Source organism: Pseudomonas sp. Irchel 3F6, assembly GCF_900187595.1.
Classification (GTDB): Bacteria; Pseudomonadota; Gammaproteobacteria; order Pseudomonadales; family Pseudomonadaceae; genus Aquipseudomonas; species Aquipseudomonas siliginis.
In genome coordinates, this window is the sequence record NZ_FYDP01000004.1 from 591,594 (window position 1) to 611,084 (window position 19,491).

Genomic DNA, 19,491 nt, shown 5'->3' on the forward strand with positions numbered 1-19,491 from the left:
CCACGGCAGCCGGGGCCTGCGCTGCGCAAAAAAATTATTCGGCGGTGCCTTGCGCGGTTTCCGACGGATAAGTCGTACGCCACAGCTCAAAGCCGCCGTCCATGCTGTAAACGTCGGAGAAGCCTTGGCTGACCAGATAGGCGGCTGCGCCCTGGCTGGAATTGCCGTGGTAGCAGACCACGACGGTCGGTGCATCGAGGTCGGCGCCTTGAATGAAAGCGTGCAGGGAATGGTTGTCGAGATGTTTGGAGCCGCTGATGTGCAGCGCGGCAAAGGTCGCCGGATCGCGTACGTCGACTACGACTGCGCCCTGTTCACGCAGGGCCTGCGCCTGTTCCGGGGGGATTCGTTTGAATTCGGTCATGACAAAGTACCTGTTGCTCTACTGAAGGCGCAGTCTAACGCGAGGCGTTGACGGGCGAATCGTTAGGGGTGAGTGGGGCGACTGATGGCGCAAGTCCGCCGTGCTCGTCGCATTTGCATGACAGGCGTTCGCCGCTGTCGACGTTCATAAGCGTCAGACTGCCGCCCCATACGCATCCGGTGTCCAGCGCGGAAATGCCCGGCTCGTGGATATTGCCCTCGAGCGCCGCCCAGTGACCGAAGATGATGCGCAGGCCTTTGGTCTTGCGCTCCTTGTGCTGAAACCACGGCTTGTAGCCGGGTGGGGCGCTGTCGAGGCCTTCCTTGCTTTTGAGGTCGAGCTTGCCCTCGGCGGTGCAAAAGCGCATGCGTGTGAAGTAATTGGTGATCACTCGCAGACGATCAATGCCTTTGAGGTCGTTGTCCCATTTTGCCGGCTCGTTGCCGTACATACCGTCAAGGTAGGCGGGGAATACGTTGTCGTCACGCAGGGCGGTCTCGACTTCGGCGGCGCACTTCAACGCACGGCGCAGCGACCACTGCGGCGGGATGCCGGCATGGACCATCGCAACATCGCGTGTTTCATCGTAATGCATCAGCTTCTGCTGGCGCAGCCATTCCATCAGCTGCGGCCCATCGGGGGCCTCGATGATTTCGCGCAGTGTGTCGCTTTTCTTCAAACGCTCGATCTTCTTCGCGGCGGCCAGCAGGTGCAGGTCGTGATTGCCGAGCACGCAGACCAGCGACTCACGCATGCCAAAGAGAAAACGCAGGGTTTCCAGCGACTGCGGGCCACGGTTGACCAGATCGCCGACCAGCCACAGCCGGTCAAGCGCCGGGTCGAAGGCAACTTGTTTGAGCAGGCACTTGAGCGGTTCGAGGCAGCCTTGCAGGTCACCGACGGCATACGTCGTCATCAGTGCAGGGCTCCGGGCACGGCGAGGCGAAACGGTTCAATGATTGCATCGAAATGTTTGCCGTCGTCGGCGAGCATTTGATAAGTGCCCTGCATGGTGCCGACCTTGGTGGTCATCACTGTGCCGCTGGTGTAGACATGGCTCTTGCCTACATCGATCGACGGTTGCTGGCCGACGACGCCTTCACCGCGCACGTGTTCGACATGGCCGTCACCATCGGTGATCACCCAGTGCCGGGACAGAAGCTTGGCCGCAACCTTGCCGTTGTTCTGTACGGTGATGGTGTACGCGAAGGCGAAACGGTCGTGTTCGGGTTGCGATTGGTCTGGCAGATAGCGGGTGACGACGCTGACATCGACCTGATAACGGGAATCGGACATGCAAGAAGGCCTTAATGAAGCGGAACGCGGGGCGTAGCTGATGGGGAATCAGTCTAGGCAAGTATCGGGCAGTAAACCAGAGTGGTGTGCTGCCCGATAGCGTTCATCGCGAGTCAGTCGGCGGCAGGAGTGGCCGGGACCTGTATCGCGAGCTGGTCGGCCAGACGCACGAATGCAGCCAGATCCAGCTGCTCGGGACGCAGGCTGCCATCGACGCCGGCGGCTTCGATTTCGGCATTGCTGAGCAATTGCTTGAGGGTGTTGCGCAAGGTTTTACGGCGCTGATTGAAGGCTTCGCGCACCACGCGCTCCAGCAACTTGTGATCTTTGGCCGGGTGCGGCAGTACCGCGTGGGGCACCAGACGAACGATCGCCGAGTCGACTTTCGGCGGCGGGTTGAATGCGCCCGGGCCGACGTTGAACAGATGTTCCACGCGGCAATGGTACTGGACCATGATCGACAGACGACCCCAGTCACCGCCACCCGGGCCTGCGGCCAAGCGCTCGACCACTTCTTTCTGCAGCATGAAGTGCATGTCGCGAATGATGCCGGCGTTGTTCAACAGGTGAAAAATCAACGGCGTGGAGATGTTGTACGGCAGGTTGCCGACCACCCGCAGGCTGTTTGGCGCGGCGTTCAGTGTATTGAAGTCGAACTTCAGCGCATCGCCCTGATGCAGGTTGAAATTACTCATGCCGGCAAACTGCTGGTTGAGGATCGGGATCAGATCCTTGTCCAGCTCCACTACGTCGAGTTGCGCGCCGGAGCCCAGCAAACCTTGGGTCAGCGCACCCTGACCGGGGCCGATTTCCAGCAGGCGATCGTCAGGCTTGGCATGGATGGAGCGCAGGATGCGGTCGATAACGCCGGCATCGTGCAGGAAGTTCTGACCAAAGCGTTTGCGCGCCTTGTGTTGATATTGCTCGTTCATAAACGGGTCTCGGCCATCTGGTAGGCGGTTTCCAGGGCGACTTGCAGGCTGCCGGTATCGATCCTGCCGCTGCCGGCCAGATCCAGGGCGGTGCCATGGTCGACCGAGGTGCGGATGATCGGCAGGCCCAGCGTCACGTTGACGGCAGCGCCGAAGCCTTTGTACTTGAGCACGGGCAAGCCCTGGTCGTGGTACATCGCCAGCACTGCGTCGCAGTGCTCCAGATATTTGGGGGTAAACAGAGTGTCGGCAGGCAGCGGGCCACGAAGGTCCATGCCCTCGCCGCGCAGGCGCTCTAATGTCGGTTCGATGATGTCGATTTCTTCATGGCCCAGGTGGCCGCCTTCACCGGCATGCGGGTTGAGACCGCAGACCAGGATGCGGGGCCGGGCGATGCCGAATTTGTCTTGCAGGTCGGCGTGCAGGATTCGCGTGACCCGCTCCAGCCGCTCCGGGGTGATCGCGTCGGCAATCTCGCGCAGGGGCAGGTGGGTGGTGACCAGCGCCACGCGCAAACCGCGAGTGGCCAGCATCATCACTACTTGCGCGGTGTGCGTCAGGTCGGCGAGAAATTCAGTGTGTCCAGAGAACGCGATGCCCGACTCGTTGATCACACCTTTGTGCACCGGCGCGGTGATCATCCCTGCGAAATCACCGTTCAGGCATCCGTTGCCGGCGCGGGTCAGGGTTTCGAGGACGAATGCAGCGTTGGCCTTGTCCAGTTGCCCGGCGATTACCGGTGCGCTGAGCGGCGTGTCCCAGACGTACAGGCTGTTGGCCGGTGCTGGAACATCTGGCCACTGCCCCGGCGCGACATCCAGCAGACTGACGGCCAGCCCCAGCTGCGCGGCCCGCTCAAGGAGTAGGTCGCGGCTGGTGATGGCAATCAGGGGATGTGGCTGGGCTTGCGAGGCGAGCAGCAGGCACAGGTCGGGACCGATGCCGGCCGGTTCGCCGGGTGTCAGCGCGAAACGCTTGGGTTTCACTGCGCTGCCTGGTCTGCACCAGGGAGTTTGATCTCTACGTATGCTTCGTCACGGATCTGACGCAGCCAGGTTTGCAGCTCTTCATCGTATTTGCGGTTACGCAGTACAGTCATTGCTTGCTGCTCACGGGCCTGTTCGGTGCCGTCAGTGGCGCGACGGCCAAGGACTTCCAGCACGTGCCAGCCGTATTGGGTCTGGAATGGCTTGGACAGCTGACCTTGTGGGGTCGAAGCCATCACTTCGCGGAATTCCGGTACCAGCACGTTCGGGTCGATCCAGTTCAGGTCGCCGCCGTTGAGGGCGGAACCCGGATCTTCCGAGTAGTTTTTCGCCAGCTCGGCAAAGTCTTCGCCGGCGGTGATGCGGTCATACAACGATTGCACCAGTGCCTTGGTCTTGGCTTCGTCGCGGATCGGGCTCGGCTTGACCAGGATGTGGCGGACATGCACTTCGTCGCGCATCTGCGCTTCGCCGCCACGTTTGCCCAGCAGCTTCAGAATGATGAAGCCGCCCGGCGTGCGCGCAGGCTGAGTGATGTCGCCAACCGCCATGCTGCTCAGCTCACGATCGAACGGAGGTGGCAGTTGTGCGGCTTTACGCCAGCCCATCTCGCCGCCTTCCAGCGCGTTGTCGCTACCGGATTTGGCCACGGCCATCTGACCGAAGTCGGCGCCTTGCTTGAGCTGCTGGTATACATCCATCGCCTGACGATAAGCGCTCTGAATGGCTTCAGAGTTGGCGCTTTCCGGGGTCGGAATCAGGATGTTGGCCAAGTGCAGTTCTTCGGACAGCTGCATCTTACCGAGGTCGGAGGCGAGGAAGTTCTTCACTTCCTGCTCGGACACCTGGATACGCTCCGCCACACGACGCTGACGCACACGGCTGATGATCATTTCGCGCTTGATCTGATCACGGGCGTCGTCATAGTTCAGGCCGTCACGAGCGAGCGCAGCGCGAAACTGATCGACACTCATGTTGTTGCGCTGAGCAATGGTGCCGACAGCCTGGTTCAACTCTTCGTCAGTGATGCGGATGCCCGAGCGTTCGCCGATCTGCAGTTGCAGGTTTTCGACGATCAGACGCTCGAGCACTTGCTGATCGAGCACACCCGGAGGCGGCAGACCGCCACCGCGCTTGGCGATGGTCTGCTGAACTTCGTGAACGCGCTGGTCCAGTTGGCTCTGCATGACCACGTCGTTATCGACGATCGCCACCACTTTATCGATGGACTGTACGGCGGCGTTGGCCGCCGTACCCAGGAACAGCGCGCCCAGCAGCACCGGGCGCAGACAATCAGAAAGCTTGGTCTTCACGTTCACGATAACCTTGAATGCCTTTGTCGAGGAAGCTCTCTACCTTGGCGCCAGTCAGGCCGCCGAGTCCCTTCAGAACAATTTGGAGGAAGATGCCATGGTCGCCTTTTTCGTTTTCCGGGGCGTTCTGACTGTTTTCGTCATAGGCGACCCAGTAACGGTTGATCAGGCGCAGTTTCCAGCAGCAGTTGTCGTATTCGAAACCACCGAAGGCTTCCAGCGTGCGATTGCGGTTGTAGTCGTACTGCCAGCGACTGATGGCGTTCCACTGCGGAACGATCGGCCAGATGACCGAGAAGTCATGCTGCTGGATCTTGTAGTAGTCCTTCACGTAGCCAGGTTGACCCGGGGTGCCGTAGTCGCCGCCGCCCACCGACCATTGACCAGTATTCTGGTCGTATCGAACCTGGTCGTTGCGATAGCGGTAACCGGCGTTGATGACCTTGTTCGGGTTGTCCGCAGGCTGGTAATGGAACATCGCGCTGCCGGAGCGCGGGCTGCGGCTGTCCGGATCCCAGTTGTAATCGGCAGTGGCGCGCCAGTCACGGTTCCAGCGGTATTCATATTCGAGCGCGTACGGCGAAACACTGGATTTGGAGTCTTCACGAGTTTTCGCATCGATACCAGGCAATTGCACTTCGCGGTTCTTGAAGTAGTACGCCTGGCCCACGCTGATGCGCTGACGTTCAAACCCGTTTTCTTCGATCCAGCGACTGGTAACGCCCAGCGATAGTTTGTTCTCGTCGCCTACACGGTCGGCGCCGGAGAAGCGGTTGTCGCGGAACAGCGAAGAGTAATTGAAGGTATATTCGCTGGTGTCGAAGACCGGAATGTCTTCCTGATCTGTTTCGGGAACATAGAGGTAGAACAGGCGCGGTTCCAGAGTTTGGCGGTAATTCTTGCCGAAGTAGGAAGTATCGCGATCGAAATACAGGCCGCTGTCGATGCTGGCAATCGGGACGCCACGGCTCTGGTTGCTGTCGAACTTGCCATAAAGCTTCTGGTTTTCCGGCGACAGCGCATCAATCTGGGATTTGCCGGTGTTATCCAGATCAAGCTGATACTGCGTGTACTGATACTTCAACGATGGTTTGAGGAAACCATACGTCCAGTTCATCGGCAGGCTGACGCCCGGCTTCAGATTCAGGCGATCACCGTTGGCGCGGGCCAGACCGCTGATGTTTGTGTCCAGACGACGTTCGGCAATGCCATCTTCATTGATGAAGTCGCCATCACGTAGATCGCGATCGAAACGAACCAGCTCGGTCTCGTAATCGAAATTCAGACCTTCCGGATGGTACGGCAGCTGACCATTGAAGGTGATCTGCGGCAGACGACCATAGGGTGTGATGTTGGAAACGGTAGCCAGCTGATATTGCTGAGCATTCAGGCGTGCGGTGTAGTTGTCGCCACGGTAGCTGACCGCACCCTGCTGATTGACGAAATCATCGCTCTTCACACCAATCTGATCGGTCTGCAGATCCTGGAAGTAATACGGATCGCTGATCTTGGTGTAATCAACTTCTGTGAGCACACGGGAGTCGAGACCGCCCTTGTGCTGCCAGTTGTACATATAGCGGGTGTCTTTGTAGTCGGACTGAAGCTTGCGATCGTCGTTCTCATCGTTGAGATACGCCGCACCGAACTGCCCTTCACTCGACTTGGTCAGGTAGCGGAACTCGCCCTCCACCAACATGCCGCGCTTGCTCATGTAGCGCGGGTACAACGTGGCGTCGTAGTTCGGCGCCAGGTTGAAGTAGTACGGGGTGACCAGCATGAAGCCGGTGTCGCTGCCCGAACCGATGGTCGGCGGGAGGAAACCTGACTGGCGACGGTCGTCGATCGGGAAGTAGATGTACGGGGTATACAGAATCGGGATGTCTTTGACGCGCAACGTCACGTTGGTCGCGGTGCCGAAACCGGTCGCCGGGTTCAAGGTGATGTTGTTGCCCTTGAGCTGCCAGGCGTTGCTGTTCGGTTCGCACGTGGTGTACGTGCCGTCCTTCAAGCGGATGATCGCGTTTTCGGCACGCTTGGCATACAGCGCGTTACCGCGGATGCGCGATTTGTGCATCACGTATTCGGCGTTGTCGACCTTGGCTTCGCCGGTGTCGAGCTGCACATCGGCGTGGTCGCCGACGATAAGCGCGCCGTTGTCGCGGATGCGCACGTTGCCGGCCAGTTCGCCACGGCTCTCGGCCTGATACAGATTGGCCTCGTCGGCTTCGACCTGCATGCTGCCCTGACGCATGATCACGTCACCGGCAAGGCTGGCGACCTGGGTGTCCTGCTCGTAACGCGACGCTTTGGCACCGATGAAGGTCGGCGCGTCACTTTTATTCGTCTTGTCATTCATGCCAGGACGAATCGGTTCGATATAGGAACCAGAGCAGTAAGGACCGGTCTCGGCCAATTGCGCGGCGGTGAGCTTCTCGCGCGGAACCCAGTCGAGGTGACTGTAGTCTTCGCTACGGGATTTCAGGCCGCGGCCTTTAGACTCGGTGACCAGTGCGGTTTTCGCGCCAGTGTCGGCGTCGGAACCCTTGTCGGCCGCAGGCTCGCCGGCGGCGCTGACGGCACTGCCGTCATGCACCGGGCGCGGCGGCAATGCCGCGGCGGGCGACTTGGGCGCACAGTCCCAGCCACCCGTAGCCGAGACGGAGCAGTCATACTGCTCGGCGGCAACAACGAATTGACTGGCCAGAGGTTGCATAGCCAGCAGACTGCCGGTTACCAACAATGGAAATTTTTTACGAAACGCGGGGGATTTCAATGCCATCTTATTAGTCCGGGCTTCCTGCGTGCCATCTGCCCGCGGTGTGGGCCGCACGCCTCTCGATGGTCTGAAAAAGATGCTGGATAATAAAGCATGACCCGCTTGACGGCTAGCGCCGTCGGAGACCCTTGCAATGCCTGACCAAGATGTACGCTTGCAACACCTGAAAGTTTGGCTCGATGAGCAGTTGGCAAAGCTGTTTGCCGAGCAGGGCTGGGGCACCGTGCCCCCGGCCACGTTGACCGCGGCCAGCAGCGACGCGAGTTTCCGCCGCTACTTCCGCTGGGAGGGCGATGGTCGCAGCTTCGTCGTGATGGACGCGCCGCCACCCCAGGAAAACTGCAAACCGTTCGTGGATATCGCTTTTTTGCTGGCGAAATCCGGAATTAATGTGCCGAAAATTTACGCCGAAGACCTCGAACGCGGTTTTCTTTTGCTCAATGACCTGGGCAACAAGACCTATCTCGACGTCATCGATGGCGAAAATGCCGACGCGTTATTCCACGATGCCCTGCAAGCGCTGTTGGCTTTTCAACAGTTGCCGATGGTTGCGCCGTTGCCCAGTTACGACGTCGCCTTGTTGCGTCGTGAGCTTGAGTTGTTCCCCGAGTGGTACGTCAAGCATGAGCTGGGCGTCGAGTTCGATGCGGCCCAGCAGCAACAGTGGCAGCACATCAGCGAGCTCTTGATCGACAGCGCGCTGGCGCAGCCGAAAGTGCTGGTGCACCGCGACTACATGCCGCGCAACCTGATGCTCAGCGAGCCGAACCCTGGCGTGCTGGACTTCCAGGACGCGGTGTACGGCCCGGTGACCTACGACGTGACTTGCCTGTTCAAGGACGCTTTCCTCAGCTGGCCGGAAGAACGTGTACGCGGCTGGCTGGAAAGTTATTGGCAGCAAGCCTCGGCACTGGACATTCCGGTGCAAGCTGATTTCGAAGACTTCCTGCGCGCCAGCGACTTGATGGGCGTGCAACGTCACCTGAAAGTCATCGGCATCTTCGCGCGTATCTGCCATCGCGATGGCAAGCCGCGTTATCTGGCCGATGTGCCGCGCTTCTTCTCTTATATAGAAGCAGTGATCGCCCGCCGTCCTGAACTGGCGGAGCTGCAAGCGCTGTTCAGCAGCTTGCGTGCTGGAGCGACGGCATGAAGGCAATGATTCTGGCGGCGGGCAAAGGCGAGCGTATGCGCCCGCTGACCCTGACCACGCCGAAACCGCTGGTGCAGGCCGCTGGCGTGCCGCTGATCGAGTATCACCTGCACGCCCTCGCGGCCGCAGGTTTCAACGAAATCGTCATCAACCACGCCTGGCTTGGTCAGCAGATCGAGGATCATCTGGGCGACGGTTCGCGTTTCGGCCTGAGTATTCAGTACTCGCCGGAGGGCGAGCCGCTGGAAACCGGTGGCGGGATTTTCCGTGCGCTGCCGTTACTTGGTGACGATGCTTTTCTGGTGGTCAACGGCGACATCTGGACCGATTACGACTTCAGCGTGCTGCACCAGCCAATCAATGGCCTGGCGCATCTGGTGCTGGCGGACAATCCGGCGCATCACCCGAAAGGCGACTTCACTCTCATCGACGGCAAAGTGCAGGACGGCGAGCCTGATGCGCAGACGCTGACCTACAGCGGTATCGCCGTGCTGCATCCGCAGTTGTTCGATGGTTGCAGCGATGGCGCGTTCAAGCTCGCGCCGCTGCTACGCAACGCCATGGCCAAAGGTGAAGTGACGGGCGAGCGCCTGAAGGGGCATTGGGTGGATGTCGGTACCCACGAGCGTCTGGCCGAAGCCGAAGCCTTGATAGAAGCGAGTCGCTGAGATGCTGTGGCCAGGGACTCTGATTGGAGCCGGAGTGGGGTACGCGATTGCCAGCATTCCGGGGGCCATGCTTGGGGCGTTGTTGGGGCAGGCGCTGGATCGGCGCCTGCACTTGCAGAGCTGGGGACACTTACGCGAAAAGCTCGGCGGCCGGCCGATGCTGCGCAACGATGAACTGCTGTTCGTGTTGCTCGGGCGTCTGGCCAAGAGCGACGGGCGCGTCACTGACGGGCATATCCAGCAGGCGCGCAATGAAATGCGCGCGCTGGAAATGAGCGAGCCGGCGACACGGCGGGCAATTGCCGCGTTCAATCGCGGCAAGTCCGACAGCGACAATCTGCGCGGCTATCTGCGTCGTCTGAGTTCTCAACCGCACGCGGCCGAAGGTGTGTTGCGCGCCTGTTGGCGAATGGTTTGGGCTGATGGTCGCGCCGGGGTCAGCGAACGCGAGTTGCTGGCGCAGTGGGGCAAGTGGCTCGGCTGGACGTCGCAGCAGGTGCAAGCGCTGGCCAGCGATTACGAGCCGGGCAAGCGGCCGATCGTCAGTGCGGCAGTGAGCTATCAGGAGGCGATGAAGCTGCTTGGGGTGTCGGCGAGCAGCGAGCCGGCACAGATCAAGCGCGCTTACCGGCGATTGCTCAGTCGCCATCACCCGGACAAAATCGCCGGCAGCGGCGCGACCCCGGCGCAGGTGCGTGACGCGACCGAGCGTACGCGGGAACTGCATAGCGCCTATACGCTGATTCGCGAGCGACGGGATTTTCGCTGACCCTTGAAGATCAAAAGATCGCAGCCTTCGGCAGCTCCTACCTTTGGAATGCATTTTTCCTGTAGGAGCTGCCGAAGGCTGCGATCTTTTGCTTTTATCAGTCCGTATTTTGTGGATTCAACCAGCCCCGCACCCGCCGAAACAACTGTTCCTGCTCAGCCTTCTTGTCCGGCAACACCTTCAGCGCCACCTGGCTGAACGCCGAGGTCTTCAGGCGCTTGCTCGCTTGCATGCGCTCCAGCGCTGCGTTGCGATCCAGCGCTCTGTCCATGTAGAAAATATCCACCGTCGGCAGCTTCAGCGTCGGCGTCAGTTCAGCGAGTGGCGGCAGGGCTTTGGCCGGTGCTTGCGCGTCAACCATGACCAGTTTCTCCACCTGCGGCGTTTGTCTCTCACTGAGAAAACGCGCCGCCCAGTAGGCGCCGGTGCCGTGACCGAGCACGACAATGCTGCGCGCGCTCTGCTGTTCGGCGTAGGCAATCGCTGCGTCGATGCGTCCGAAAATGCGCTCGGCGTCGGCTTTGGTTTGTTCTTCGCTGGTCTCGGCCACTACCTGTTCGGCGACTTCCGCTTCACCGCCAGCGGCCTGTTCGATCGGTTGTGCGGTGGTGGCGTCTTTGCTTGTGGTTTCCGGGGCTTTCGGCGCGGCGGCCGGTTCGATTACGCGCGGAGCAATGGCGTCGCTTTGCAGATCCGGCAGGGTGATACTCAGGCTGCTCCACTCGGCATCCGGCAATTTGCCTCGCAACGGGCCAACTGCCTGCGGCCAGTCAGCGGTTTCGCCGGCACCGGGAACGATGATCACCGCGCCTTTGGGTTCGGCGCTGTTGGCCGGTTTCCACAGGGCGAGGAAAGTGTCGCTGCCAGCCTGCAGTTGTTGCTGCTCTTGCGCCGGCAGTTTACGTTGCAGTGCGGCGGCCTCTTCCTGACTACGCTCAAGCAGTGGCTGGCGCTCGGCCGGTTTTTCTTCGGCGGGTTTATCCGTGGCCGCAGGCGCAGGGTCTGCGGCTTCGGCGGAAAACGCACAAGGCAGGATCAGCGACAGGCACAATGCTGGCAGTGCCAGGCGGTAGACAGAGGGCATCGGTTATTCCAGGCCAGAAAGTATCCCGGCAGCCTAATGGGTTGGTCAGAATTTGTCAGTGTATGAGACTTCAATGAAGCGATTTTGCTGCCTGTGGGTTATCGGCTGTTTGTGGTTTCCCTTGATGGGCTGGGCGGCGCCTGCGCCGCCGGGCCATGCCGCGCAATTGTCGCCAGAGCAGCAACAATGGCTGGCGCAGCACAACGAATTGCGCGTCGGCCTGGTGTTGCAGGCGCCCTATGCGACCTACGATCGGCGCCTGCAGCGATTGTCCGGGGCCAATGTCGAGTTGATGAAGCTGCTGGCCAAAACCCTCGGCGTGGAACTGAGCTGGCGCAACTTTCAGGATCTCGGGCAGTTGGAAAACGCTTTGCGCGAGGGCGAGATCGACATCGCTCCGGGCCTCAGCCAGACCCCGAGCGCGCTGCGTCTCTGGCAGTTTTCCGACCCGTACATGCGCGTGCCGCAACTGGTGGTCAGCGATCAGAAAAGCAGCGGCGCGGTCGATCTGGAAAAACTCGACAGCCAGACCCGCGTCGCCGTGCGCATGCCCAGCAGCACCGCCGATTACCTGCGCAGCAATTATCCGCACTTGAATCTGCAAGGCGTGCCGCTGGAGCGTCAGGCCTTGCAACTGCTGTTGAGTCAGCAAGCCTCCTACGCAGTGGTCGACGAAGCGCAGTTGGGGCGTCTGTCGGTGGAGCCGGAGTTTGCCGAACTGGTGGTGGTCGGCGATATCGGCCTGCCGCAGTTGCTGCGCGTGGCCTCGCGGCGCGATTGGCCGGAACTGGCCGGCATCGTCCAGAGCGCCTTGCGCGCAATACCGGCCAAGGACCTGGAACAACTGCACAATCAATGGCTACAGCCGAAATACCCACGGCTGACCGAGTCTCCGGGATTCTGGCAGAACCTCAGCCTGTTGTTCGCGGTGATGCTGCTCAGTTGCGCGGTGATCGTGGTGTGGCAGCGGCGCCAACAACACAGCCTCGAACAACGCTTGCTCAGCGCCCGCGAGGACATCGCGTTGCGCGCCGCCAGCGAAGAGGCCCTGCGGCTGACGCAGTTTTCCATCGATCAAAGCACCGTCGGCATCCTCTGGGTCAATTGGGACAGCCATGTGCGCTACGCCAACCGCGCAGCGGAAAACATGCTCGGCTATCCCTCGGGCGGGCTGATCGAACGGCCACTGATCGATTTCGAGCCCGGCCTGCACATGGATCGCTGGCTCAATCTGTGGAAGCGTGCGCGGGCCAGTGAAGAAGGGCCGCTGAGCTTCGAAACCAGCTGCCTGCGTGCCGATGGCAGCGTGCTGCCGGCCGACGTGTCTTTGAGTTTTCTGCGTTTTCGCGACAGTGAATATCTGGTGGTCTACCTCACCGACGTCACCGACCGCCGCCGCGCGCTCGCCGCTTTGCAGGAAAGCGAGGCGCGCCTGCAAGGCATCGCCGCCAACGTTCCGGGTCTGGTGTTCAGGCTGGAGCGGGCACCGGTCACCGGGCAGATCGACTTTGCCTACATCAGTGAGGGCAGCGAAAGTCTGGTCGGTTATGCGCCGGCAGCCATCGCTCATCGCGACATGGGCTTGCGCAGCCTGGTGCACCCCGATGACAGGGCCAGTTATCACCGTACCCAGGATCAGGCGCTGGACACTGACAGCGACTGGTCGTGGCAGGGCCGCATCGTCACGCGCCAGGGCGAGCAACGCTGGGCCGAGATCAAGGCGATCACCCGCCAGTTGGAGGACGGCGCCTATGTGTGGGACGGCATCGTCTGGGACATCAGCGAAAGCAAACGCATCGAGCTGGAACTGGCCGCCTCGCGCGAGCAACTGCGCGAATTGTCGGCGCATCTGGAGAGCGTGCGCGAAGAAGAGAAGGCGCGTATCGCCCGGGAAGTCCATGATGAGTTGGGACAGATGCTCACCGTGCTGAAACTGGAGACATCGATGTGCGAATTGGCCTACGCGCAACTCGATCCCGGTCTGAACGAGCGGCTCAACAGCATGAAGCGCCTGATCGCACAGTTATTTCAGCTGGTGCGCGATGTGGCGACCGCGTTGCGTCCGCCGATTCTGGATGCCGGGATTGCCTCGGCGATCGAGTGGCAGGCGCGGCGGTTCGAGGCGCGCACGCAGATTCCGTGTCTGGTGCAGGTGCCGGACAACCTGCCGGCGCTCAGCGATGCCAAGGCGGTGGGGCTGTTCCGGATTTTGCAGGAGGCGCTGACCAACGTGATGCGCCATGCTCAGGCGCACACGGTGGAGCTGACGCTGGTGCTTGCGGGCGATGAATTGTGCCTGACGGTCAGCGATGATGGCGTAGGATTTGTCGCGGCCGAGGGTAGGCCGACGTCGTTTGGTCTGGTCGGTATGCGTGAGCGGGTGCTGATCATGGGCGGGCGGCTGGAGCTTGTGAGTGAGCCGGGGGAGGGCACCAGTCTTCAAGTGTGGGTGCCGGTAAGTGAGGTCTGAGGTTTTGTATTGTGAGTGCTGACGCCTTCGCGAGCAGGCTCGCTCCCACAGGGACTGGTGTGTACCTGAAATCTGGAGAAAAACGTGATCCGTGTATTGGTAGCCGAAGACCACACCATCGTCCGCGAGGGCATCAAGCAATTGATCGGCCTGGCCAAGGATCTGCAAGTGGTCGGAGAGGCGAGCAATGGTGAGCAACTGCTCGAAACCCTGCGCAGCGTGCCGTGCGAGGTGGTGCTGCTGGACATCTCCATGCCTGGCGTCAACGGACTTGAAGCGATCCCGCGTATCCGTGCGCTGAACAATCCGCCGGCGATTCTGGTGCTGTCGATGCACGACGAAGCGCAAATGGCCGCGCGCGCCTTGAAGGTCGGCGCGGCCGGGTATGCGACCAAGGACAGCGATCCGGCGCTGCTGCTCACGGCGATCCGCAAAGTCGCAGCGGGCGGGCGTTACATTGACCCGGAACTGGCCGACCGCATGGTCTTCGAAGTCGGCCTGACCGATACCCGGCCGCTGCATTCGCTGTTGTCAGAACGCGAATTCTCGGTGTTCGAACGCCTGGCCCAAGGCGCCAACGTCAACGATATCGCCCAGCAACTGGCCTTGAGCAGCAAGACCATCAGCACGCACAAGGCGCGGCTGATGCAGAAGCTCAACATCACCTCGCTGGCGGAGCTGGTGAAATATGCGATGGAGCACAAACTCCTTTGACCGTCACCGCCCTCATGTGGGAGCGAGCCTGCTCGCGAAGGCGGCGTAACAGTCAGCCATTCAGTTTGATGACCCACCGCATTCGCGAGCAGGCTCGCTCCCACAGGTTCGGAGTTGGCATATCCATTAGCGACAGACGCTTTTGCCTTTACTAGCGGCTTGCAGCTTGCCCCTTGCCGCTGCGTTTGCCCAAACGCGCCATCCTTGTAGGGCAATCCCTACCCCCAACCTTCCATTGCGCTTAAGCGATTCTCTCCTGCACCCCGATTTGCGTGGCCGCCGCCAGCCACTAGGCTTGATGAACAAGCAGTCATCAACAACAAAGGTGTGGGTATGAGCCAGGTCGATACAAGCGCAGGGACCAGTGATGTGCTGGTCAGCTTTCGTGGTGTGCAGAAGAGCTACGACGGCGAGAACCTGATCGTCAAAGACCTCAACCTGGACATTCGCAAAGGCGAATTCCTCACCCTGCTCGGGCCGTCCGGTTCCGGCAAGACCACCAGCCTGATGATGCTCGCCGGATTCGAAACGCCGACCGCCGGTGAAATCCTTCTGTCCGGGCGTTCGATCAACAACGTGCCGCCGCACAAGCGCGATATCGGCATGGTGTTCCAGAACTACGCGCTGTTCCCGCACATGACTGTCGCGGAGAACCTTGCTTTCCCGTTGACCGTGCGCGGCCTGAATAAAAGCGATGTCAGCGAGCGGGTGAAGAAAGTCCTCAGTATGGTTCAGCTCGATGCCTTCGCCTCGCGTTATCCGGCGCAGTTGTCCGGTGGACAGCAGCAACGTGTGGCACTGGCCCGCGCGTTGGTGTTCGAGCCGCAACTGGTACTGATGGACGAACCGCTGGGCGCCCTCGACAAACAACTGCGTGAACACATGCAGATGGAGATCAAGCACCTGCACCAGCGCCTCGGCGTGACCGTGGTCTACGTGACCCACGACCAGGGCGAAGCACTGACCATGTCCGACCGCGTCGCGGTATTCCATCAAGGCGAGATCCAGCAGATTGCGCCGCCGCGCACGCTTTACGAAGAACCGAAAAACACCTTCGTCGCCAACTTCATTGGCGAGAACAACCGCCTCAACGGCCGCCTGCTCAGCCAGAGCGGCGAGCGCTGTGTGGTCGAGTTGGGCCGTGGCGAAAAGGTCGAGGCGCTGGCCGTCAACGTTGGCCAGACCGGCGAACCGGTGACCCTGTCGATCCGTCCGGAGCGCGTCAGCCTCAACGGTTCGAGCGATCAATGCGTCAACCGCTTCTCAGGGAGGGTGGCGGAATTCATCTATCTGGGCGACCACGTCCGGGTGCGCCTGGAAGTCTGCGGCAAGACCGACTTCTTCGTGAAACAACCAATTGCCGAGCTCGATCCTGCGCTCAGCGTCGGCGACGTGGTACCGCTTGGCTGGCAGGTCGAGCACGTTCGTGCGCTCGATCCGCTTTTAGAGGCGCACTAAGCGCCCCGGCAATACCAACACCAACCCTGCACGTGGAGAGAACAATAAATGTTGAGATCCCTGAAGTTCACCGCCCTGACTCTGGGCCTGATGGGTGCGACCGGCGCAATGGCCGCCGGCCCGGACTTGACCGTGGTGTCGTTTGGCGGGGCGAACAAGGCGGCGCAAGTCAAAGCCTTCTATGCACCCTGGGAAGCGGCGGGTAACGGCAAGATCGTCGCTGGCGAATACAACGGCGAGATGGCCAAGGTCAAAGCCATGGTCGACACCAAGAGCGTGTCGTGGGATCTGGTCGAAGTTGAATCGCCAGAGCTGTCCCGGGGTTGCGACGAAGACATGTTCGAGCAACTCGACCCGGCCCTGTTCGGCAAGACCGAAGACTACGTCAAAGGCGCCATTCAGCCGTGCGGCGTAGGTTTCTTCGTCTGGTCGACCGTACTGGCTTACAACGCTGACAAGCTGAAAACCGCGCCGACCAGTTGGGCGGATTTCTGGGACACCAAGAAATTCCCGGGCAAGCGCGGCCTGCGCAAAGGCGCCAAGTACACCCTCGAATTCGCGCTGATGGCCGATGGCGTGGCGCCCAAAGACGTCTACAAAGAGCTGGCGAGCAAGGGCGGCCAGGATCGCGCCTTCAAGAAGCTCGATGAGCTCAAGCCAAGCATTCAGTGGTGGGAAGCCGGTGCACAACCGCCGCAGTACCTCGCTTCCGGTGACGTGGTGATGAGCTCGGCGTACAACGGTCGCATTGCGGCGGTGCAGAAAGAATCCAACCTGAAAGTGGTATGGAACGGCGGCATCTACGACTTCGACGCCTGGGCCATCCCGAAAGGTCTGGACGCCAAGCGCGCCGAAGCGGCGAAGAAGTTCATTGCCTTCTCGGTGCAGCCGCAGCAGCAGAAGACCTACTCGGAAAACATCGCCTACGGCCCGGCCAATACCCAGGCTGTGCCGCTGCTGGCCAAGGATGTCCTGAAAGACATGCCGACCACCCCGGAAAACATCGCCAACCAGGTGCAGATCGACGTCAGCTTCTGGGCTGACAACGGCGAGCAACTGGAACAGCGCTTCAATTCCTGGGCGGCGAAATAACCACTTATTTACCTGTATGGAGATGGCAAGGGGGCTTTTGTGGTGAGGGGATTTATCCCCGTCGGGTTGCGAAGCAGCCCCAAAGCCATACCCGCTCGGTGGGTCAGATAAACCGCATTCTCAGGTTTTACGACTGCTGCGCAGCCGAACGGGGATAAATCCCCTCGCCACCAGGCTCGCTCCCACAGGTAGCAGTGTTTCAACGCAACAGAGGTGGTTCGTCACCTCTGTAACGATCAAAGATTTGCGGAGTACGTCATGGCCATCGCCGTTCCCCTGAACGAGGGCGCCAGCCCCACCTTGAAGCAGAAGCTCAAGCACGCCGAGCGGGTCAACCGCTGGAAGGCCCAGGCACTGATTGCGCCGCTGGTGCTGTTTCTGCTGCTGGTGTTTCTGGTGCCGATCGTGGCGCTGCTCTATAAAAGCGTCGGCAACCCGGAAGTGGTTGGCGGCATGCCGCGCACTGTCACTGCCATCGCGAGTTGGGACGGCCGTGGTCTGCCCGCCGAACCGGTGTACAAGGCGGCCAGCGAAGACCTCGCCGAAGCCCGCAAAAACCAGACGCTGGGCGATCTGTCCAAGCGCTTGAACATGGAGTTGGCCGGCTACCGCAGCCTGCTGACCAAAACCGCCCGGGCGCTGCCGTTCGCCAGCGAACCGGCTTCTTATAAAGAAGCGCTGGAAGCGCTCGATGAACGCTGGGGCGATCCGGCTTATTGGCAAGCGGTGCAACGCAACACCAGCAGCATCACTCCGTATTACCTGCTGGCGGCAGTCGATCACCGTATCGATGATCTCGGCGAACTGGCCCCGGCCACCCCGGATCAGGCTATCTACCTCGACATCTTCGCCCGCACCTTCTGGATGGGCCTGGTCATCACCGCGATCTGCCTGCTGCTCGCCTATCCACTGGCTTATCTGCTGGCGAACCTGCCTTCGCGGCAGAGCAACCTGCTGATGATCCTGGTGCTGCTGCCGTTCTGGACCTCGATTCTGGTGCGGGTCGCAGCGTGGATCGTGCTGCTGCAATCGGGCGGCCTGATCAACAGTGCGCTGTTGGCCATGGGCATCATCGATAAACCGCTGGAACTGGTGTTCAACCGCACCGGCGTGTACATCTCGATGGTGCACATTCTGCTGCCGTTCATGATTCTGCCGATCTACAGCGTGATGAAAGGCATCTCGCCGACCTACATGCGCGCGGCGATTTCCCTCGGCTGTCATCCGTTCGCCAGTTTCTGGCGGGTGTACTTCCCGCAGACCTACGCCGGTGTTGGCGCCGGCTGCCTGTTGGTGTTCATCCTCGCGATTGGCTACTACATCACCCCGGCGCTGCTCGGCAGCCCGAACGACCAAATGGTCAGCTACTTCGTCGCCTTCTACACCAACACCAGCATCAACTGGGGCATGGCCACCGCGCTCGGCGGGCTGCTGTTGCTGGCGACCGTGGTGCTTTATCTGATCTACAGCTGGCTGGTCGGCGCCAGTCGCCTGCGCCTGAGCTAAGGGGAATTTGCGATGCTGAGTCCTTACATGTCGCCCATCGAACGGGTGTGGTTCTACAGCCTGCGGATTCTCTGCGGCCTGATTCTGTTGTTCCTTATCCTGCCGGTGCTGGTGATCATTCCGCTGTCGTTCAACTCGGGGAGTTTTCTGGTCTATCCGCTGCAGGGTTTATCGCTGCAGTGGTACCACGACTTCTTCGCCTCGGCGGAATGGATGCGCGCGCTGAAGAACAGCATCATCGTCGCACCGGCGGCAACGGTGCTGGCGATGATCTTCGGCACGCTGGCGGCGATCGGACTGACCCGTGGCGACTTCCCTGGCAAGTCACTGGTGATGGCGCTGGTGATTTCGCCGATGGTGGTGCCGGTGGTGATCATCGGCGTGGCCAGCTATCTGTTCTTCGCGCCACTGGGGCTGGGCAACAGCTTCTTCTCGCTGATCGTCGTGCATGCGGTATTGGGTGTGCCGTTTGTGATCATCACCGTGTCGGCGACGTTGCAGGGCTTCAATCACAACCTGGTGCGTGCTGCTGCGAGTCTCGGTGCATCGCCGCTGACTGCATTCCGCCGGGTGACCTTGCCGCTGATTGCGCCGGGAGTGATTTCCGGGGCGCTGTTTGCCTTTGCCACTTCTTTCGATGAAGTGGTGGTGACGCTGTTTCTTGCCGGGCCTGAGCAGGCGACATTGCCTCGGCAGATGTTCAGCGGGATTCGCGAAAACCTCAGTCCGACGATTGCGGCTGCTGCGACGTTGCTGATTGCCTTCTCCGTCATCCTGCTGCTGACGCTGGAATGGCTGCGCGGGCGTAGCGAGAAACTGCGTACTGCGCAAGTCTGAGATCAAGGTCAAAAGCCACCCCTCACCCCAGCCCTCTCCCCAAGGGGGCGAGGGGGAAGGGAGCAGATCTTCG

The 19,491-nt window shown here is 60.8% G+C and carries 17 protein-coding genes; 9 read left to right on the plus strand and 8 right to left on the minus strand.

Annotated elements, in window-relative coordinates:
* Positions 1 to 34: 34 nt before the first annotated feature.
* The 7 genes from glpE to CKW30_RS17235 all read right to left on the minus strand — a co-directional run bounded on the left by glpE (position 35) and on the right by CKW30_RS17235 (position 7,670).
* Positions 35 to 364, minus strand: a complete 330-nt coding sequence (gene glpE / locus CKW30_RS17205) for a thiosulfate sulfurtransferase GlpE (protein WP_095181409.1) — start codon at positions 362 to 364, stop codon at positions 35 to 37.
* Between the two features lie 34 nt (positions 365 to 398).
* On the minus strand, positions 399 to 1,280 hold the full coding sequence (locus tag CKW30_RS17210) for a symmetrical bis(5'-nucleosyl)-tetraphosphatase (protein ID WP_056786666.1): 882 nt from the start codon (positions 1,278 to 1,280) through the stop codon (positions 399 to 401).
* A complete protein-coding gene (gene apaG / locus CKW30_RS17215; RefSeq protein ID WP_095181410.1) occupies positions 1,280 to 1,660 on the minus strand; it encodes a Co2+/Mg2+ efflux protein ApaG in 381 nt (126 codons plus the stop codon). The genes CKW30_RS17210 and apaG overlap by 1 nt, the downstream gene beginning before the upstream one ends.
* Positions 1,661 to 1,773: 113 nt before the next feature.
* A complete protein-coding gene (rsmA, locus tag CKW30_RS17220) occupies positions 1,774 to 2,592 on the minus strand; it encodes a 16S rRNA (adenine(1518)-N(6)/adenine(1519)-N(6))-dimethyltransferase RsmA (protein WP_016772896.1) in 819 nt (272 codons plus the stop codon).
* Positions 2,589 to 3,578, minus strand: coding sequence for a 4-hydroxythreonine-4-phosphate dehydrogenase PdxA (pdxA, locus tag CKW30_RS17225; RefSeq protein ID WP_016772897.1), 990 nt, complete (start codon positions 3,576 to 3,578; stop codon positions 2,589 to 2,591). The genes rsmA and pdxA overlap by 4 nt, the downstream gene beginning before the upstream one ends.
* Positions 3,575 to 4,897: a peptidylprolyl isomerase SurA gene (gene surA / locus CKW30_RS17230; protein ID WP_177434216.1), complete on the minus strand. Its 1,323-nt coding sequence runs from the start codon at positions 4,895 to 4,897 to the stop codon at positions 3,575 to 3,577. Before surA ends, pdxA begins: the two co-directional genes overlap by 4 nt.
* Positions 4,872 to 7,670 carry an LPS-assembly protein LptD gene (locus CKW30_RS17235; RefSeq protein WP_095181412.1) on the minus strand — a complete coding sequence of 933 codons (2,799 nt, stop codon included), beginning with the start codon at positions 7,668 to 7,670 and terminating at the stop codon, positions 4,872 to 4,874. The genes surA and CKW30_RS17235 overlap by 26 nt, the downstream gene beginning before the upstream one ends.
* Positions 7,671 to 7,800: 130 nt before the next feature.
* Between CKW30_RS17235 and CKW30_RS17240 the strand changes: the two genes are divergently transcribed.
* Genes CKW30_RS17240 through CKW30_RS17250 form a run of 3 tightly spaced genes read left to right on the plus strand, consistent with a single transcriptional unit; the run spans position 7,801 to position 10,257 of the window.
* Positions 7,801 to 8,820, plus strand: coding sequence for an aminoglycoside phosphotransferase family protein (locus CKW30_RS17240; protein WP_095181413.1), 1,020 nt, complete (start codon positions 7,801 to 7,803; stop codon positions 8,818 to 8,820).
* Positions 8,817 to 9,488, plus strand: a complete 672-nt coding sequence (gene murU / locus CKW30_RS17245) for an N-acetylmuramate alpha-1-phosphate uridylyltransferase MurU (protein ID WP_056786684.1) — start codon at positions 8,817 to 8,819, stop codon at positions 9,486 to 9,488. Before CKW30_RS17240 ends, murU begins: the two co-directional genes overlap by 4 nt.
* A 1-nt stretch (position 9,489) precedes the next feature.
* On the plus strand, positions 9,490 to 10,257 hold the full coding sequence (locus CKW30_RS17250) for a TerB family tellurite resistance protein (protein WP_095181414.1): 768 nt from the start codon (positions 9,490 to 9,492) through the stop codon (positions 10,255 to 10,257).
* Between the two features lie 97 nt (positions 10,258 to 10,354).
* Here the strand turns inward: CKW30_RS17250 and CKW30_RS17255 are convergent, their stop codons facing one another.
* The gene (locus tag CKW30_RS17255; protein WP_095181415.1) at positions 10,355 to 11,341 is read right to left on the minus strand and encodes an alpha/beta hydrolase family protein; all 987 of its coding nucleotides are present in this window, start codon (positions 11,339 to 11,341) and stop codon (positions 10,355 to 10,357) included.
* Between the two features lie 73 nt (positions 11,342 to 11,414).
* Here CKW30_RS17255 and CKW30_RS17260 point away from each other — a divergent pair, with 73 nt between their 5' ends.
* From CKW30_RS17260 to CKW30_RS17285, 6 genes are all read left to right on the plus strand, one after another.
* Positions 11,415 to 13,811 carry a PAS domain S-box protein gene (locus CKW30_RS17260; RefSeq protein WP_056786693.1) on the plus strand — a complete coding sequence of 799 codons (2,397 nt, stop codon included), beginning with the start codon at positions 11,415 to 11,417 and terminating at the stop codon, positions 13,809 to 13,811.
* An 84-nt stretch (positions 13,812 to 13,895) separates the two neighbouring features.
* Entirely contained in the window at positions 13,896 to 14,525 is a 630-nt protein-coding gene (locus tag CKW30_RS17265) for a response regulator transcription factor (RefSeq protein ID WP_003228820.1), read from the plus strand.
* Between the two features lie 333 nt (positions 14,526 to 14,858).
* Complete coding sequence (locus CKW30_RS17270) at positions 14,859 to 15,983, plus strand: ABC transporter ATP-binding protein (protein WP_041476689.1); 1,125 nt, start codon at positions 14,859 to 14,861, stop codon at positions 15,981 to 15,983.
* Positions 15,984 to 16,031: 48 nt separating this feature from the next.
* Entirely contained in the window at positions 16,032 to 17,075 is a 1,044-nt protein-coding gene (locus CKW30_RS17275) for an ABC transporter substrate-binding protein (protein ID WP_016772907.1), read from the plus strand.
* Between the two features lie 258 nt (positions 17,076 to 17,333).
* The gene (locus CKW30_RS17280) at positions 17,334 to 18,581 is read left to right on the plus strand and encodes an ABC transporter permease (RefSeq protein WP_095181416.1); all 1,248 of its coding nucleotides are present in this window, start codon (positions 17,334 to 17,336) and stop codon (positions 18,579 to 18,581) included.
* Between the two features lie 12 nt (positions 18,582 to 18,593).
* Entirely contained in the window at positions 18,594 to 19,418 is an 825-nt protein-coding gene (locus CKW30_RS17285; protein ID WP_095181417.1) for an ABC transporter permease, read from the plus strand.
* Positions 19,419 to 19,491 lie beyond the last annotated feature (73 nt).